The organism is Streptomyces sp. NRRL S-340, from assembly GCF_000720185.1.
Lineage (GTDB): Bacteria > Actinomycetota > Actinomycetes > Streptomycetales > Streptomycetaceae > Streptomyces.
Window position 1 is genome coordinate 1 of the sequence record NZ_JOIY01000009.1, and the last position, 16,623, is coordinate 16,623.

Sequence of the window (16,623 nt, forward strand, 5' to 3'; positions counted from 1 at the left end):
ATGATCGAGATCCGCAAGCAGAACCCCGCCTTCGGCCTCGGCACCTACACCGAACTCCCCTCCTCCAACCCCGCCGTCCTCGCCTTCCTGCGCGAGTACAAGGACGACCTGGTGCTGTGCGTGCACAACTTCTCCCGCTTCGCCCAGCCCACCGAACTCGATCTGCGCGCCTTCGACGGACGGCACCCGGTCGAGCTGATCGGCGGCGTCCGGTTCCCGGCCATCGGGGAACTCCCCTACCTGCTGACCCTCGCGGGCCACGGCTTCTACTGGTTCCGGCTCACCAGAGTCGCATCCCGGATCGGCCGACGAGTCTGACCGTGTGGCCGAGACGAAAGGAGGCGTGACCATGACGAAGACCGCATCCCTCCAGCCGAGCAGCCCCGGCGTCGCCGACCCCATGGCCTCGCTCGGGTCGCTGCTGCGCGCCTGGCTGCCGCGGCAGCGCTGGTTCGCCGGCAAGGACCGGCCCGTCACCGATCTGCGGCTGCTGTCGATGACGGAGCTGTTCCCGGGCTGTCTGCACCTGCTGGTCCACGCCGAACACGCCGGGCTCGCCACCGGTCACGGCGGCGTCCCCGCCCCGGCCGGCATCTCGGCGCCGCCGCCGGCCGACTGCTACCAGTTGCTGCTCGGCGTACGGCAGGAGCTGTCCCCTCGGCTGCACCGCGCCTTCATCGGCCGGGCCGCCGAAGGGCCGCTGGCCGGTCACGCGATCTACGACGCCCTGTGCGACCCGCGCTCGGCGCAACTGCTGCTCGAACGGCTGCGCCACCCCGGCAGCGCGGGCCCGCTGCGCTTCGAGGCGGACCCGTCCGCGCTCATCCCCGGCGGCCTGGCGCCCCGGCTGCTGGACGCCGAGCAGTCCAACTCCTCCATCGTGTACGGCGACGAGTTCATCCTGAAGGTGTTCCGCCGTGTCCAGCCCGGTGTCAACCCGGACCTGGAGGTGCCGTGGGCGCTGGCCCGGCAGGGCTGCAGCCGGGTCCCCGCCCCGGTGGCCTGGCTGCGCACCACCCGGCCGGAGGAGGCCACGCTCGGCGTGCTCCAGCCGTTCCTGCCCGACGCCGCCGACGGCTGGACCCTCGCCCTGCGGGCGCTGGCCACCGGCGACGACTTCACCGCCCAGGCGCACCAGCTGGGGCAGGCGACGGCGGAGGTGCACCTGGCGCTGGCCGACGCCTTCCCGACCGCCGGGCACCGTGAGGTCGCCCGTACGGCGGTGGCGATGACCGAGCGGCTGGAGGCGGCGGCCCAGGCGGTGCCCGCGCTCCGGCCGTACACCACCCGGCTGCGCACCGCGTTCGCCGCGCTGGCCAGCTGCGACGCCGGACCGGCCGCGCAGCGGGTGCACGGCGACCTGCACCTGGGCCAGGTGCTGCGGGCCGGACGCGAGTGGTTCGTCATCGACTTCGAGGGCGAGCCGTCGCGTCCGCTCGCCGAGCGCCGCATCCCCGAGTCCCCGGTGCGGGACGTGGCGGGCATGCTGCGCTCCTTCGACTACGCCGCCCGCCAGCGCCGCCCCTGGCGGCCGGAGTGGGCGCGCCGCTGCCGGGAGGCGTACTGCGCCGGCTACGCCTCCCGGGCCGGCTGGGACCCCCGTAAGAAACACGCCCTGCTGCGGGCCTACGAGACGGACCGTGCCGTGTACGAAGTGCTGTACGAGGCCCGGCACCGCCCCGACTGGCTCGCCGTACCGATGGCGGCGATCGAACGTCTCGCCGTGAGAGGAGGCTGAACCGGTGGCACTGCGCGACACGTCACTTCCCGAGCCGTCCGGCCCTGTCCCGCCCGCGGCGGGCCGGGCCCAGGCGGCCCCGCCCCTGGACCCCGCCGACCGTGAGCGCCTGCTGCACGGCGCCCACCACGACCCGCACGCGCTGCTCGGCGCGCATCCGGTGCCGGGCGGGGTCGCCTTCCGGGCGCTGCGCCCGTTCGCCTGCGCGGTGAGCGTGGTGACCGACGGCGGGCGCACCCCGCTGGTCAGTGAGGGCGACGGCCTGTTCTCGGCCGTGCTCCCGCTGGACGCGATCCCCGAGTACACCCTCGTGGTCGGCTACGAGCAGGAGGAGTACGAGGTCCACGACCCCTACCGTTTCCTGCCCGCCCTCGGCGAGCTGGACCTGCACCTGATCCGGGAGGGCCGGCACGAGCAGCTGTGGAAGGCGCTCGGCGCGGAGCCCATGACCCACGAGGGCGTGGCGGGCACCCGGTTCACGGTGTGGGCGCCCAACGCCCGCGGGGTGCGGGTCGCCGGTGACTTCACGTACTGGGACGGCACCGCGTTCCCGATGCGCTCGCTGGGCGCGGCAGGGGTGTGGGAGCTGTTCCTGCCCGGCGTCGGCGAGGGCGCGCGGTACAAGTTCGAGATCACCTCGCAGTACGGCGGCCGGTTCCTGAAGGCCGACCCCATGGCGCGGCGTACCGAGGTGCCGCCGGACACGGCCTCGATCGTGACGGCCGCGCACCACGAGTGGGGCGACGCCGAGTGGATGGCGCACCGCGGGGACACGCCCGTGCACGAGGCGCCGCTGTCGGTGTACGAGGTGCACCTGCCGTCCTGGCGCAAGGGCCTGACCTACCGGGAGCTGGCCGAGGAGCTGCCGGCGTACGTCAAGGACCTGGGCTTCACGCACGTGGAGCTGATGCCGGTCGCCGAGCACCCCTTCGGCGGCTCCTGGGGCTACCAGGTGACCTCGTACTACGCGCCGACCTCGCGGCTGGGCTCACCGGACGACTTCCGGTACTTCGTGGACGCCTGCCACCGGGCCGGGATCGGCGTGATCATGGACTGGGTGCCGGCGCACTTCCCGAAGGACGACTGGGCGCTGGCCCGCTTCGACGGGGACCCGCTGTACGAGCCCGGGAACGCGCAGCGTGCCGAGCACCCCGACTGGGGGACGTACGAGTTCGACTACGCCCGTACCGAGGTGCGCAACTTCCTGGTCGCCAACGCCGTCTACTGGTGCGAGGAGTTCCACATCGACGGGCTGCGCGTGGACGCGGTGGCCTCCATGCTCTACCTGTCCACCGCCTGGGGCGGGGTGACCGCGCCGACCGACCGCGGCGGGCTCGGGTTCGGGCTGAAGTGGAACATGGGCTGGATGCACGACTCCCTCCAGTACATGAGCAAGGAGCCGGTGCACCGCAAGTACCACCACCACGAGATGACCTTCTCGATGGTGTACGCGTACAGCGAGAACTACGTGCTGCCGATCTCGCACGACGAGGTGGTGCACGGCAAGCAGGCCCTGGTGTCGAAGATGCCCGGCGACTGGTGGCAGCGCCGCGCGAACCACCGGGCGTACCTGGGCTTCATGTGGGCCCATCCCGGCAAGCAACTGCTTTTCATGGGGCAGGAGTTCGCGCAGGGCGGTGAGTTCTCCGAGGAGCACGGACCGGAGTGGTGGCTGCTGGACGAGGGCGCCAACTGCGCGGCGGGCGATCACCGCGGGGTGCGGGACCTGGTGCGGGACCTGAACGCGCTGTACCGGGACGTTCCGGCGCTGTGGCAGCGCGACACCCGGCCGGAGGGTTTCCGCTGGGTCGCGGTGGACGCGGCCGACGACAACGTCTTCGCGTTCCTGCGCCACGACGCGGCGGGCGCCCCGCTGCTGGCGGTGTCGAACTTCTCCCCCGTGGTCCGCGAGGGGTACCGCCTGGACGTGCCCGTCGACGTGACCGCCTGGTGCGAGGTCCTGAACACCGACGCGGCGCGCTACGGCGGCGGGGACGTCACCAATCCCGATCCGGTCAAGCCGGAGGACGGGCACGTCCGTCTCACGCTGCCGCCGCTGGCCACCGTCTGGCTGACCCCGTACCCCGCCTGACGGCACGGGGTCACCGGCCGGCCGCCGGACCGCGCACACCGCACCGGGTGTCCGGCGGCCGCCTCGGGGCAGTCGGGGTCGTACGACCCCGGCGCCCGGCCGGTGTCACGGGACGAAGGGCGGCATGAGGTGCGGACCGTCGGAGTGGAGGAGGAACTCCTCCTGGTCGACCCGGACAGCGGTGAGCCGAAGGCCCTGTCGGCCGCGGTGCTCGCCCGCGCCGAGGCGGCCGACGCGGAACAGGACGTGTTCGAGAAAGAGCTGTACGGGCAGATGCTGGAGTTCGCCACGCATCCGCAGACGGACATGGCCGAACTCGGCGCGGAGATCGTGCGCTGCCGCAAGGAGGCGGCCCGGCACGCCGGGGAGATCGGCTGCGCGGTGGCCGCGCTGGCCACCTCCCCGCTGCCGGTGAGCCCGGCCATCGGCATGAACCACCGCTACCAGTGGCTGGCCGAGCAGTACGGCATCGCGACCCGGGAGCAACTGGTCTGCGGCATGCACGTGCACGTGGCCGTCGAATCCGACGAGGAGGGCGTCGCGGTCCTGGACCGCATCCGGCCGTGGCTGCCGGTGCTGGTGGCGATCAGCGCCAACTCTCCGTTCTGGCAGGGCAAGGACACCCGCTACGACAGCTACCGCAGCCGGGTCTGGGACCGCTGGCCCTCGGCGGGTCCCACCGAGCTGTTCGGGTCGGCGGAGCGCTATCACCGGCTGGTGGCGGACATGGTCGCCACCGGGGTGATCCTCGACGAGAAGATGGCGTACTTCGACGCGCGCCTGTCCGAGCGGTACCCGACGGTCGAGATCCGGGTCGCGGACGTGTGCCTGCACGCCGGCACGGCCCGCCTGGTGGCCACGCTGGCGCGCGCCCTGGTGGAGACCGCCGCCCGTGAGTGGCGGGCGGGCGGCGCGCCGGTGGACCACAGCGTGAGCCTGCTGCGGCTGGCGGCCTGGCAGGCCGCCCGGACCGGGCCGGGCGCGGAACTGCTGCACCCGCACACCATGCGGCGGCTGCCCGCGCGGTCGGTGCTGCGGGCGCTGCTCGACCATGTCTCCGACGCCCTCGCCGACACCGGGGATCTCGAACAGGCACGCGAATTGCTGGACACCCTGCTCACCCGCGGGAACGGTGCCCGGACACAGCGCGAGCTGATGGAGCGCGCCGGCAGCCTGCGGGAGGTCGTCACCGAGTGCGTGCGGCTCACCCAGGAGTGATTCAGAAGATCAGGGCGAGGGCGTAGGCCAGGAAGCCGGCGGCGACCAGCAGGACGAGGAGCAGGATGAGGGTGAGCGGGGTCGCCGCCCACCCCCTGGAGGTGGCCTCCGGCTCACGGGGGCCGGCCTCGGGCATGCTGCTCTCGGCGGGCGGGGTCTCCCCCGGTGGCACACCGCCGCCCGGTTCGAGCCCGGACGTCCGGTCCGGGTCGGGATCTGGATTGACGTGACTCATGCCCTCCGAGTCCCCACTCCTGCCCACTGGGTACCACCGGATCCCGGCGCCCGGTGCCGCCGCCGTGGCGACGAGCGGGGACGGGACCGGTGGTGCCTCGCGCCGAGACGCGTGCCACGGTCCGGCGACGCGTAGCCTCCCCGCGCACGGGAACTAGACAGAGGACGAACGGAAGGGACAGGACGACGACGCCCTGCGCACGCCGGGCAGGGAAGGCGAGATGGCAACCGATCCGCATGGGGAAGACACACTGGCCACCGAGGGCATTCCGAGCCGCACCGCTCGCTTCGCGGGCGAGCTGCACCATGTGACGGGCGCGCGGCTGGCCGCGGAGGAGTTCCTCGACGATCTCGCGCGCAGTGCCCTGCCGACGGCCCCCGAGCACTGGGACGACATCCTGCTGGTGGTCACCGAACTCGCGGCGAACGCCGTGCAGTACGCTCCGGGGCCGTTCGTGCTGCGCCTGCGCCGCACCTTCGACGGGGTGCACGTGACGCTGAGCGACACCAGCACCACGCCGCCGGCGCCGCGGCCGTTCCATCCCAGCCGGGGCGGCGGCGGGATCGGCTGGCACCTGATCCACACGCTGAGCGACCAGGTCAGCGTCGTCGTCACCGACCACGGCAAGGACGTGCACGTCTTCCTGCCCTGGTGAGCCCGGCCGCGCGCCCCGCGGGGCGCGCGGGGTGCGCGGGCCGTCGCCCGGTCAGGCGGTGTTCGCCTCCTGGCGCGGCGGCAGCCCGTGGTAGTACTCCCCCACCCGCGTCAGGTAGCCGCGGTCCCGGGTCTCGCTGTCGGTGCGGAAACGTGGCGCCGCCTTGATCTCCGCCCGGGAACAGGAGACCTCGATCCTGCGCTCGGCCGGGTCGATCCGGCCGACCACGCCCGCCGGGACCAGGACACTGCGGCCGAAGACCCAGACGCCGGTGTCCACGACCAGGTGCCGCATCCCGAAGGTGTCGGCCGCCCGGTCCACGTGGCCGATGGTGCCGTCGCCCGCGACGACGGTGAAGCCGGTCAGGTCCACGTCCCCCGTGCGGCCGGCCCGCGGCGGATACGCCCAGATTCCCTCGATGGTCACGCTGCCCCTTCCTCTCTGCGGCCGCACAGCCTCCAGCGACGGCCCACGGCTGCGGCGGCTGCACGCCCCCCGTGCCGGTCCCACGGCCGTCCCGGCGGCCCCGCGGCCTTCCCGGTCACTCCACAGCACCAACTACCCTGCCCCGACGTCCGCATTCGACGGCCGGCCCGCGCACCCGGCGAGTGTGCCGGGCCTGTTCGGGGGTAGGCGCGCAGGCGCAGTCCGCACTCGTTGGAGGTACTCGTGTCCGTTGCCCAGAACCCGCTGTCCGTCGAGGTCACCCTGATCCGGGAGGACGTGGCCCTGTTCGCGGTCGAGGGCTACCTGGACGTCGACACCGCGACCGAACTCCAGGCGCACCTGGCCAATCAGCTCCACCACGGCCGGCGGCACTTCCTGCTCGACCTGACGGGGGTGCCGTTCATGGACTCCTCCGGCATGAACATCATCCTGCGCGTGTACCAGGAGGTCCGCGAGCGTCCGGGCAGCGTCCACATCATCGCGCCGGTTCCGGCCGTGCGGCGGATCCTCGACCTCACCGGGGTCAGTCTCACGGTGCCGGTGTCCGACACCACCGAGGAGGCGCTGGCCCGGGTCGACGAGCCCGCCGCGCGGCCGGAGTGAGGCCGGGGCCCCAGGCCCGTGCCGTGCCGCCCGGGCGGCCGGTGCGGTCCTTTCTGGTGCGCGGACGGCCCGTGGCGGGCATGGTGGTGATCGACACGTGTGTGCGGCCGTCGTGCCCGGCCGGGCGGAGGAGGACCGGCGGCACGGCGGGAGCGAAGAGGTGCGAAGCAGCGATCCAGGGGCAGGCGCTTGACGTCGAGGCATACCGCCTGGAGCCGCAGAAGGGATGAACACCGTGACACGACCCAGGATCCTGGTGGTCGGCGCAGGTTTCGCCGGCGTGGAGTGCGTCCGCCGTCTGGAACGCACCCTCTCGCCCAGCGAGGCCGACGTCACCCTGGTGACGCCGTTCGCCTACCAGCTGTATCTGCCGCTGCTGCCCCAGGTCGCCTCCGGCGTGCTGACGCCGCAGTCGATCGCCGTCTCGCTGCGCCGCAGCAAGAAGTACCGCACCCGGATCATTCCGGGCGGCGCCATCGGCGTGGACCTGAAGGCCAAGGTCTGCGTCATCCGCACCATCACCGACCGGATCGTCGACGAGCCGTACGACTACATCGTGCTGGCCCCCGGCAGCATCACCCGTACCTTCGACATCCCCGGTCTCACCGACCACGCCTTCGGCATGAAGACGCTCGCCGAGGCCGCCTACGTCCGCGACCACGTCATCACCCAGCTCGACCTGGCCGACGCCAGCGACGACCCGGCCGAGCAGGCCGCACGGCTCCAGTTCGTGGTCGTCGGCGGCGGCTACGCCGGCACCGAGACCGCCGCCTGCCTGCAGCGCCTGACGCACGCCGCCGTCAAGCGCTACCCGCGGCTCGACCCGTCGCTGATCAAATGGCACCTGATCGACATCGCCCCCAAGCTGATGCCGGAGCTGGGCGACAAGCTGGGCCGCAGCGCCCAGGAGGACCTGCGCCGGCGGGGCATCGAGATCGCGCTGGGCGTCTCGATCGCCAAGGCGGGCCCCGAGGAGGTCACCTTCACCGACGGCCGGGTGGTGCCCACCCACACCCTGATCTGGACGGCGGGCGTGGTGGCGAGCCCGCTCATCGCCACCCTCGGCGCGGACACGGTCAGGGGCCGGCTCGCGGTGACCGCCGAGATGTGCCTGCCCGGTTACGACGGCGTCTTCGCGCTCGGCGACGCCGCCGCCGTGCCGGACCTCGCCAAGGGCGACGGCGCAGTGTGCCCGCCGACCGCCCAGCACGCCTCCCGGCAGGGCAAGCGCGTCGCGGCCAACCTCGTCGCCTCGCTGCGCAACCAGCCCATGCGGCCCTACGAGCACAAGGACCTGGGCCTCGTGGTGGACCTGGGCGGCGCTGACGCGGTCGCCAAGCCGCTGGGCGTGGAACTGCACGGGGTGCCCGCCCAGGCGGTGGCCCGCGGCTACCACCTGGGGGCGCTGCGCACCAACGTCGCCAAGGTGAGGGTCGGCACCAACTGGCTGCTCAACGCGGTCGCCGGCGACGACTTCGTGCGCACCGGCTTCCAGGCCCGCAAGCCGGCCAAGCTGAAGGACTTCGAGTACACGGACGCGTACATGACGGCACAGCAGGTGCAGGAGTACGTGGAGAAGTCGCGCACCCGGGCGTTGTGACCCGGCCGCCGCGGGGTGGCCCGGCTCCGGACGTCGCGCCGCCCCGGGCGGGGTGACACCACGTGAGCAGGGTGACGCCACGCGGGCGGCGCACCGCCGCGCCCGGCCGGGCCGCGAGGAGCGGTCCGGCCGCGGCGTGCGATGCTGGAGAAACGGATCATCACGAAGATCCACGGGGATCGGGAGAGAGTACGGCGGCGTGAGTGCAGCGGAGGGGTCGGTCTGGGCACGGCTGCGGGATCGCGTCGCGGCGTCCGATCCCGGGCTGCTGAGGCTGGCCGCTGGGTCCAGGACGGCCGGATCGATAGCGCTGACCCTGGCCGTGCTGGGCGCGCTGCGCGTCCCGGTGCCGCACCTGGTGGCGGGCGCGATCGCGTCGATGGCGGCCACCTTCGCCATCCGCGAGAAACAGCGCCCGCAGCAGGCCGTGACGCTCGCACTCGGCCTCCCGGTGGCGCTGGCGTCCGTGTCCCTGGGGGCGCTGCTCAACTCGCGCGTGATCGGCGGCGACGTCTTCTTCGTGGCGCTGATCTTCTGCGCCGTCTACAGCCGCCGCTTCGGCGACCGCGGCAACGCGCTGGGCCTGATCGGCTTCCAGGTCTACTTCATGTCGCTGTTCGTGGGCGCCACCGCGCACACGCTGCTGTCCCTGTACGTCGTCGTCGCCCTCGCGTTCGCCTCCAGCGCCCTGATGCGCTTCGTGATCGTCTACGAGACCCCGGCGGGCATCCTGGCACGGCTGCGCGAGGCCTTCCGGGTGCGGCTGGCCCAGCTGGTGTCCGCGCACCTGGAGCTGCTGGACGCCGGTCCCGACGAGGCGGACAAGGCCCTGGAGGCGGTGCGCGAGGGCACCGCCCGGCTGCACGAGACGGCGCTCATGATCCAGGGCCGGCTGGAGCAGGGCACCTCCGACGAGGCCGTGGCCCGGCTGGTGCAGCGGCGCATCGCGGGCGCCGAGATCGCCGCCGAGCGGCTGGGACTGCTCCTGCTGAACGCCCGCAGCAGCGAACGCACCGACACGCTCACGCTCCACCTGCCCGGCGCCCCCGTCCCCTCGCACGGCAGGCTGCCGGTGCGCGAGGAGGCCACGGACATCCTGCGCCGTGACCTGGGGGCGCTGCGCATGCTGGTGCTGCGGCCCGTCGGCGAGGGCGGCGGGACGGCCATGACGCACGTACGCAACCGGCTCCTGGGCTACCGCGAGGAGGAGAACCTGCCGGCCGCGTCGGCCGCCGTGCAGGACGTCTTCCGCGGCATCGGCGAGGCCGCCCGCGCGGTACTGGGCCTGCGGACCGCGCTGGGCACACCGCAGGACGAGTCCGACGACACCCCGGCCACCACCCGCTCCCGGGAGGAGCTGGACGCCGAGGACGCCGCCATCGAGGGCGCCGAGGCGAGCGAGGAGGCCATGGAGGAGCCCGCCACCGGTCTGCGGCGGCCCACCACACGGGCCGCGGTGCAGGTGGCGCTGGGCTCGTCACTGGCCATCGTGGGAGGGGAGTTCCTCTCCAGCCAGCGCTGGTACTGGGCGGTGCTGACCTGCTGGATCGTCTTCATCAACACCTCGTCCACGGGCGAGATCCTGGTCAAGGGCTACCGCAGGCTGCTGGGCACCGTGCTCGGCGTGGTGGCCGGTATCGTGCTGGCCGGTCTGGTCGGGCCGCACACCTGGCCGGCGCTGGCCCTGGTGCTGCTCTTCGTCTTCGCGATGTTCTACACCGCGCCGCTGTCGTACACGCTGATGTCGTTCTTCGTGACGGCGGCGCTGGGCCTGCTGTACACGCTGCTGCACACCTACAGCCTGTCGGTGCTGCTGCTGCGCATCGAGGAGACGGCGCTGGGCGCGGCCTGCGGCATCATCGCGGCGGCCGTGGTCCTGCCGGTGCGCACCGACCGGCGCACGGACGAGCTGCTGGTCACGGTCCTCGAACGGCTCTACGACGTGACCGGCACCGCCGTGGACCAGCTGAGCGGCGGCCGGCAGGCCGACCTCCTCGACCAGGCGCGCGACCTGGACCAGGCGCTGAGCGATCTGCGGGGGGCCGTCCAGCCGCTGACCCACCCGATCACACCGCTGCGGGCGCGGCGCAACACCGCCCAGTACCTCCTGGCCCTGCTGGAGACGTGCGCCTACCACGCGCGGTCGCTGGCGGCGACGGCCGAGCTGCTGCCCACGCATCCGTCGATAGCGGCGGATCCGCGGCTGCGCCAGGCCTGCCGCCGGATCACGCACAACATCGCGGCGCTCACCGCCCACGTGGCGGGTGAGCCGCAGGCCCCCGAGATCGAGACCGGCCCGAGCATCGCGTCCCTCCTGGAGTCGGGTGCCGCCCCCGGCACGCCCCGCTACGGCCGGATCACCGACCGGGTGCTGCGGCACCTCCAGCGCCTGGACGAGGCCGTGGTGGGCCTCGCCCGGCCGCTGGGTGTCAAGGTGCCGACCTCCAAGCGGTGAGGACGGCAGCGGGGGCGGGGGGGGTCGGCGCCGGGTCTCAGAAGTCGGTCGGCAGGTCACTGGCGGCGGCGATGCCGCGCAGTTCTTCCGTCTCCCGGTGCCGGTCGCGGATGTAGTCGGCGATCTCCGTCAGGCGCGCCGGGTCGGCGGCCGTCGTGGCGTCGGTGACGACCCGGACGGGGCCGGTCTCCTCGATGTCCAGGACGACCAGCTCGTTGTCCAGGCGCCCCGTGACCGCAGTGGCGATGACCAGGGCCGCCTCGTCGCGTATCTGCTGCGGCAGCCCCTGCGTCTGCGGCCCGTCCAGCGGGAAGTCCGTGGTGGGCACGCCTTGCTCTCCCTGTTCGTGTATGGCGCGCAGCACCGGGTCGACGACGGTGAGCAGAAGCTCGTAGTCGTCCTCGGGCATCCGGATCCGCAGCAGGTCGAGGTACACCTCCACGGCCCGGTCGTCGGGCGGAAGCTCGTCTTTGTCCATCTCCCCCGTGTTCCCCGGCCGGGCGCTCTCAGACGCGGCCGGTGCTGTGCCGCCCCCGGCCTGCGGGAAAGCAGGCGCGACAGCACGGAGCACGGCGCAGCACCACGCCGCACGGCTGCGGGCCGTGCGGCGTGTGGTCGGTAGGCAGGCGGGACGGGAACAGGGGGCAGCGCGGGCCGCCGGTCGGTCCGGAGGGACGCGACGCGCTCTCCGGCCGGTCCGGAGATGACGCGACGCGGCCTTCGGGTGCGGCCGGTCAGCGGGTCGTGCCGGGGCGGGGGCCGTGGGGGCGGCGGGCGGTGCGTTCCGCGAGGACCTCGTCCCTGACCCGGGCGCAGCTGCGGCTGATGAGCCGGGAGACGTGCATCTGCGAGATGCCGAGCCGGTCGGCGATGCGGCTCTGGGTCATGTCCTCGAAGAAGCGCATGTAGAGGATGGCACGTTCGCGTTCGGGAAGCCTGCGCAGCCCTTCCTTGGCCGACTCGCGGTCGATGACGACGTCGTACGAGGAGTCCGCCGCGCCCAGCGTGTCCGCGAGGCTGTAGCCGTCGGCCCCGGACGACATCTCCGCGTCCAGGGAGAGGGTGCTGAAGCTGTCCAGGGCCTCCATGCCCGTGCTGACCTCTTCCTCCGTCAGTCCGGTGTGGGCGGCGACCGCCGCGATGGAGGGCTCGGGGCTGCCGGGGTTCTGGGTGAGTTCACGGCGCGCCACACGCACCTTGTTGCGCAGTTCCTGGACCCGGCGGGGCACGCGCAGCGCCCACATCCGGTCCCGGAAGTGCCGCTTCACCTCGCCGGTGATGGTCGGCACGGCGTAGCTCTCGAAGGCGCCCCGGTCCGGGTCGAACCGGTCGATGGCCTTGACCAGGCCCAGTGCCGCCACCTGCCGCAGGTCCTCGATCGACTCGCCGCGGTCGCGGAAGCGGCCCGCGATGCGGTGGGCCATCGGGAGCCAGGCGGTCACGAGTTCGTCGCGGACCGCGTCCCGTTCGGGCCCCTCCGGCAGAGCCGCCAGGCGCCGGAAGAGGGCCTCGGTCTCGGGTGCGTCGTCGTGCTGCCGCCGTGTGGGAGCGGCCTGGTCCTCGGGGGTGCCGGAACGGCTTGTCGATATGTCGATCAGCATGCGGAATCGCTCCTGAACGGTGGTTTCAGGGATGTACCGCGGGAGGCGGGGCACTCGCTCGGGGCGATCCGAAGGGCCTTCGGAGCACCCGTGCCGCTCCCGCTGGCGCGCCTCCGGTCCGAAGCACGAAATTCCGTCTGCCCGGGGGCGGGAGGAACAAACTCCGCTTCTCGGATTTCTTTGCAGCGGGCAACGCTCCCCGGCGTGCGCGGGCGCTCTCCGCAGCGGCCGGCGTGCCTGCCGGGCCCGGCACCTTCAGGTCAGGGACACCACGGCGCTGATGCACTTCCCGCCGGTGGGCAGGTCGCGGACCTGCACGTCACGTGCCAGCCGGCACACGATCGGCCAGCCGTGCCCGCCGCTGCGGAAGCGGCCCTGCGGGTCCGTGGGGGGCCGGGCCACCGGGAGCCGGTCACTGCGGTCGCTCACGCAGACCCGGACCTCGGGTCCGACGACGTCGACGTGGAAGTCGGTCACCCCGCCGCCGTGCAGGATGGCGTTGGTCGTGAGTTCGGAGGCGACGAGCTGGGCGTCGGAGACGGCGTGCGCGTCGCACGGCGGATGACCGGCGCGGCAGCACGCGGTGATCACGTCCGCCACGGCCTGCCGGGCGTCGGCCGGCCTGCACGCCTCGGACCGGGCGGCGCCGGGCGGCAACTCCACGACCGGGGTGGTCCTGTGCTTCTCGGGCATCTCTCCGCTCCCCTGTTCCTCGCTCCCTGCGCGGTGAGGGTTCTCCGTGCGGTACGGACTCCGCCGGCCTCACCGTCCGGCTAGCCCTCGCGGGCCGGCCCAAACATCCGGCGGCGTCGGCGACCGGTTCGACGCACCTGTCGTGCGCGGGAGCCGCCTGGCGTGAACGTGCGGGTCATTCGGGGGATGAAAACGAGTGAAACCGGTCACTCGGACCCTTCTCGACCGAGGAGAACGACCGAAAATGGTTTACTATTCATACATACGCGGCGACGGGGTCGACCCCGCAGCGGTCCCCTGGATGCCGCCGCATACGGCCCTGGCTGGCCTCCCCCGTCCAGCCAGGGCTTTCTCACGTCCTCGTCCGCCGAGGTGCCCCGCGTGCCCGCAGCCGCTGGAATGGGCGTAGGCAGATGCGCGGAACCGAACGCCGGTGAGGAGTCCCGGTCATGACCAAAGCGATAAAACTGCTCACCGCCCTCCCCCACAAGCAGCGCGACCGCCTGATGGAGGTCGCGCGGGAGGTGTCCTTCCCGGAGGACACCAGGATCTTCGAGGCGGGAGGCACCGCCGACCGCTTCTGGGTGATCCGTTCCGGCGCCGTCCACCTCGACCAGCACGTCACACCGACCCGCAGGGTCACCGTGGCGAGCCTCGGCGCGGGTGACCTGCTCGGCTGGTCGTGGCTCTTCCCGCCCTACGAGTGGGACTTCGGCGCCGAGGCGTTCAGCCGGGTCCGCGCCTACGAGTTCGACGGTGCGGCGGTACTGGCCCTGTCCGTGGAGGATCCGCTGCTGGGACTGTCCCTGGTGCGCACCGTCGCGGAGATCCTGGCCAACCGGCTGGAGACGACCCGGGGCAGGCTCCTGGAGCAGTACACGATCCCCCGGCGGAACGTCTAGGCGCGCTGTCCCGAAGGCGTGTCACCGACACCGGGACAGCACACCCGGGACGGCTCCGGTCTCAGATGCGGTAGCGGCGCAGGGCCGGCACGGCGGCGGCCAGTCCCAGCATCAGGACGACGACCAGCAGCCCGCCGCCGGCCACGGCCGCGCGCGGTCCGAACGCCGAGCCGGCCGTGCCGTGCAGGACGTCGGCCAGGCGCGGCCCGCCCGCCACGACGACCGTGAACACCCCCTGCATCCGGCCGCGCATCTCGTCGGTGGCGGCGGAGAGCAGGATCGCGCCGCGGAACACCATGGAGACCATGTCGGCCACTCCGGCGGCGGCCAGGAACGCCACCGCGATCCACAGGTTGCGGCTCAGGCCGGCCCCGGCGACGGTCGCGCCCCAGGCGGTGACCGCGCCGATCACCATCCAGCCGTGCCGGCGCGCCCGGGAGAAGGTGCCGGAGAACAGCCCGCCGGCCACCGCGCCGATGGGGACCGCCGCGAACAGCAGCCCCAGGGCGAGGCCCTCTCCGTAGGGGGCGAAGGTCTCGGCGGCGAGCTGCGGGAACAGGGCACGGGGCATCCCGAAGACCATGGCGATGATGTCCGCGAGGAAGGACAGCAGCAGCACCTTGTGCCCCGAGATGTAGCGGAACCCGGCGGCGATCTCGCGCACCCCGGCGCGCCGCCGGTCCGTGCCCGTCAGCGGCGGCAGCGACGGCAGGCGCCACACCGCCCACACCGTGACGCACAGGGCCACGGCGTCGGCGAGGTACAGCTCGGGCAGTCCGATGACGGGTATCAGGGCACCCGCCAGCAGCGGTCCCGCCACCAGCCCGGTCTGCATGACGGTGGAGCCCAGCGCGTTGGCCGCGGGCAGCTCCTCCTCGGGCACCAGGCGGGCGATGGAGGCGTTGCGGGCCGGGGAGTTGAGCCCGAAGAAGGCCTGCTGGAGGGCGAGCAGCACCATGAGGACCGCCACCGAGTCCAGCCGGGTCAGGGCCTGCGCCCAGAACAGCAGCGAGGTGACGGCGATGCCGCAGTTGGTCACGAGCAGCAGCTTGCGCCGGTCCACGGTGTCGGCGACGGCACCGCCCCACAGCGCGAAGACGACCATCGGCACCAGGCCCGCGAGGCTCGCGTAGCCGACCCACGCAGAGGAGCCGGTGATGTCGTAGATCTGCTTGGGTACGGCGACGGCGGTGAGCTGGCTGCCGACCGCGGTGACGATGGTGGAGGACCACAGCCTGCGGTAGGCGGGGCGGCGCAGCGGACGGGTGTCCATCGCCCAGCGGCGCCAGCCCCGCCGGGCCTCCCCGGCGTCCGGGCCGCCGCCGGTCCGTGGCGCGCTGCTGCTGTCGGTGGTCTCGCTGGTGTCCACGGGCTTCCTGGTTGCTCGTTACATCTTTCTGTTTGGGACCAACTATCGCAGCACCGGCCGCTCCTCTCGCACACGCGTTCCGGGCGACGGACCTGGCGGCCGGTTCCGGCCCGGTGCCGGTCCGCCTCGGCTGTGTGCGGATTGTGCGAAGGTCCGCCGCCTGGCCGTGCGCGCTGTTTCAGCGCCCGGCGGCGGGTGACCCGACGGCGAGCACGAAGTTGACGAGGCACGGACGACTTTCGATCGCAGGTGACATTTCATGGAGAACTGGCGCGAACACGCCGCGTGCCGCCACGAGGACCCGGATCTCTTCTTCCCGATCGGGACCACCGGTCCGGCGCTGGTGCAGACCGAGCAGGCCAAGGCGGTGTGCCGCCTTCTCCGGGGGTAACCATGTGGCGCGAGGCGAGTGGAGACCATTTTGTGCAGCTCAGCGCCGGTGTGATCGACAGTATCGTGTGCAACACCTGTGGCGCTACTTGATGTTGGGTAAGGTCGCCATTCATGACTGATGACTGGCGGAACGACCGGATCGGCAGTGCCCTTCGGGGCGAGAACCCTGCAGTGCTCCGGAAGTTGGAGGCGGGATTCGCGGTGATCGGGGACGTCCAGTTCCTGCCGGGATACTCGGTGCTCCTGGTCGACGATCCCGTGGTGGAGCGGCTGTCGGATCTTCCGAAGAGCAAGCGTCTGGCGTTCCTGTCCGACATGGACAAGCTGGGCGAGGCCGTTGAGCGTGCCTGTAAGCGGCTGGATCCAGCCTTCCGGCGGGTCAATCTGGAGATCTTGGGGAACACCGACCCCTTCCTGCACGCGCATGTATGGCCGCGGTTCGACTGGGAGCCGACCGATCTTGTGGGCCGCCCGGTGTGGCTATACCCCCGTGAGCGGTGGAGCGACCAGCAACATGCCCTTGGCCCGCAACACGACGCGGTGCGCAAGGCGATCAACGAAGAGCTGGACGGTCTCCTCGCTTGACGTGTCCGGGTCGGCGACCCGGACACGTCAGTGGCTG

16 protein-coding genes and 1 pseudogene are annotated in these 16,623 nt (G+C 72.5%); 11 read left to right on the plus strand and 6 right to left on the minus strand.

All coding sequences use genetic code 11. The features are described 5' to 3' along the window. The 4 genes from IG64_RS08660 to IG64_RS08675 form a co-directional block, all read left to right on the plus strand. A partial coding sequence (locus tag IG64_RS08660; protein WP_037853839.1) for an alpha-glucosidase C-terminal domain-containing protein occupies positions 1-318 on the plus strand: 318 nt, incomplete at its 5' end. 31 nt (positions 319-349) lie between these two features. Further along, positions 350-1,738 (plus strand): maltokinase N-terminal cap-like domain-containing protein, encoded by a 1,389-nt coding sequence (locus tag IG64_RS08665; protein WP_037853841.1) that lies wholly within the window; start codon positions 350-352, stop codon positions 1,736-1,738. Between the two features lie 4 nt (positions 1,739-1,742). Beyond that, the gene (gene glgB / locus IG64_RS08670; protein WP_037853842.1) at positions 1,743-3,830 is read left to right on the plus strand and encodes a 1,4-alpha-glucan branching enzyme; all 2,088 of its coding nucleotides are present in this window, start codon (positions 1,743-1,745) and stop codon (positions 3,828-3,830) included. A gap of 129 nt (positions 3,831-3,959) precedes the next feature. After that, a complete protein-coding gene (locus IG64_RS08675) occupies positions 3,960-5,048 on the plus strand; it encodes a glutamate--cysteine ligase (RefSeq protein WP_037853843.1) in 1,089 nt (362 codons plus the stop codon). Position 5,049: 1 nt separating this feature from the next. On the opposite strand, the gene IG64_RS08680 is transcribed toward IG64_RS08675, so the two are convergent. Then, a complete protein-coding gene (locus IG64_RS08680; protein WP_037853846.1) occupies positions 5,050-5,283 on the minus strand; it encodes a DUF6480 family protein in 234 nt (77 codons plus the stop codon). Positions 5,284-5,503: 220 nt separating this feature from the next. Between IG64_RS08680 and IG64_RS08685 the strand changes: the two genes are divergently transcribed. Beyond that, on the plus strand, positions 5,504-5,938 hold the full coding sequence (locus IG64_RS08685; protein ID WP_037853848.1) for an ATP-binding protein: 435 nt from the start codon (positions 5,504-5,506) through the stop codon (positions 5,936-5,938). 51 nt (positions 5,939-5,989) lie between these two features. Here the strand turns inward: IG64_RS08685 and IG64_RS08690 are convergent, their stop codons facing one another. Next, a complete protein-coding gene (locus tag IG64_RS08690) occupies positions 5,990-6,364 on the minus strand; it encodes a hypothetical protein (protein ID WP_037853851.1) in 375 nt (124 codons plus the stop codon). Between the two features lie 243 nt (positions 6,365-6,607). Between IG64_RS08690 and IG64_RS08695 the strand changes: the two genes are divergently transcribed. From IG64_RS08695 to IG64_RS08705, 3 genes are all read left to right on the plus strand, one after another. Further along, positions 6,608-6,988, plus strand: a complete 381-nt coding sequence (locus IG64_RS08695) for an STAS domain-containing protein (protein WP_037853853.1) — start codon at positions 6,608-6,610, stop codon at positions 6,986-6,988. 226 nt (positions 6,989-7,214) lie between these two features. Beyond that, the gene (locus tag IG64_RS08700) at positions 7,215-8,588 is read left to right on the plus strand and encodes an NAD(P)/FAD-dependent oxidoreductase (protein WP_037853855.1); all 1,374 of its coding nucleotides are present in this window, start codon (positions 7,215-7,217) and stop codon (positions 8,586-8,588) included. A gap of 232 nt (positions 8,589-8,820) precedes the next feature. Beyond that, positions 8,821-11,043 carry an FUSC family protein gene (locus IG64_RS08705; protein WP_037854077.1) on the plus strand — a complete coding sequence of 741 codons (2,223 nt, stop codon included), beginning with the start codon at positions 8,821-8,823 and terminating at the stop codon, positions 11,041-11,043. 37 nt (positions 11,044-11,080) lie between these two features. Here IG64_RS08705 and IG64_RS08710 read toward each other — a convergent pair whose 3' ends face one another. The 3 genes from IG64_RS08710 to IG64_RS08720 all read right to left on the minus strand — a co-directional run bounded on the left by IG64_RS08710 (position 11,081) and on the right by IG64_RS08720 (position 13,337). Then, entirely contained in the window at positions 11,081-11,521 is a 441-nt protein-coding gene (locus IG64_RS08710; RefSeq protein ID WP_037853856.1) for a hypothetical protein, read from the minus strand. Positions 11,522-11,777: 256 nt separating this feature from the next. Further along, a complete protein-coding gene (locus tag IG64_RS08715) occupies positions 11,778-12,644 on the minus strand; it encodes a SigB/SigF/SigG family RNA polymerase sigma factor (RefSeq protein ID WP_037853857.1) in 867 nt (288 codons plus the stop codon). A 255-nt stretch (positions 12,645-12,899) separates the two neighbouring features. Further along, complete coding sequence (locus tag IG64_RS08720) at positions 12,900-13,337, minus strand: ATP-binding protein (protein ID WP_037853858.1); 438 nt, start codon at positions 13,335-13,337, stop codon at positions 12,900-12,902. A 449-nt stretch (positions 13,338-13,786) separates the two neighbouring features. Here IG64_RS08720 and IG64_RS08725 point away from each other — a divergent pair, with 449 nt between their 5' ends. After that, positions 13,787-14,239 carry a cyclic nucleotide-binding domain-containing protein gene (locus tag IG64_RS08725; protein WP_037853861.1) on the plus strand — a complete coding sequence of 151 codons (453 nt, stop codon included), beginning with the start codon at positions 13,787-13,789 and terminating at the stop codon, positions 14,237-14,239. Between the two features lie 61 nt (positions 14,240-14,300). Here the strand turns inward: IG64_RS08725 and IG64_RS08730 are convergent, their stop codons facing one another. Further along, entirely contained in the window at positions 14,301-15,608 is a 1,308-nt protein-coding gene (locus IG64_RS08730; protein ID WP_037853862.1) for an MFS transporter, read from the minus strand. Positions 15,609-15,867: 259 nt separating this feature from the next. Here IG64_RS08730 and IG64_RS37880 point away from each other — a divergent pair. Together IG64_RS37880 and IG64_RS08735 are read left to right on the plus strand one after the other, a co-directional pair. Then, positions 15,868-15,984, plus strand: a pseudogene (locus IG64_RS37880) (WhiB family transcriptional regulator); the annotation flags it as partial. 128 nt (positions 15,985-16,112) lie between these two features. Beyond that, a complete protein-coding gene (locus IG64_RS08735; RefSeq protein ID WP_037853863.1) occupies positions 16,113-16,586 on the plus strand; it encodes an HIT family protein in 474 nt (157 codons plus the stop codon). Positions 16,587-16,623 lie beyond the last annotated feature (37 nt).

What these genes read in the sequence shown, in the direction of transcription:
- IG64_RS08665 (WP_037853841.1), top strand. Translation starts at nt 350, where the DNA reads ATGACGAAGACCGCATCCCTCCAGCCGAGCAGCCCCGGCGTCGCCGAC.
- IG64_RS08680 (WP_037853846.1), bottom strand. Translation starts at nt 5,283, where the DNA reads ATGAGTCACGTCAATCCAGATCCCGACCCGGACCGGACGTCCGGGCTC.
- IG64_RS08685 (WP_037853848.1), top strand. Translation starts at nt 5,504, where the DNA reads ATGGCAACCGATCCGCATGGGGAAGACACACTGGCCACCGAGGGCATT.
- IG64_RS08700 (WP_037853855.1), top strand. Translation starts at nt 7,215, where the DNA reads ATGAACACCGTGACACGACCCAGGATCCTGGTGGTCGGCGCAGGTTTC.
- IG64_RS08710 (WP_037853856.1), bottom strand. Translation starts at nt 11,521, where the DNA reads ATGGACAAAGACGAGCTTCCGCCCGACGACCGGGCCGTGGAGGTGTAC.
- IG64_RS08715 (WP_037853857.1), bottom strand. Translation starts at nt 12,644, where the DNA reads ATGCTGATCGACATATCGACAAGCCGTTCCGGCACCCCCGAGGACCAG.
- IG64_RS08720 (WP_037853858.1), bottom strand. Translation starts at nt 13,337, where the DNA reads ATGCCCGAGAAGCACAGGACCACCCCGGTCGTGGAGTTGCCGCCCGGC.
- IG64_RS08725 (WP_037853861.1), top strand. Translation starts at nt 13,787, where the DNA reads ATGACCAAAGCGATAAAACTGCTCACCGCCCTCCCCCACAAGCAGCGC.
- IG64_RS08735 (WP_037853863.1), top strand. Translation starts at nt 16,113, where the DNA reads ATGACTGATGACTGGCGGAACGACCGGATCGGCAGTGCCCTTCGGGGC.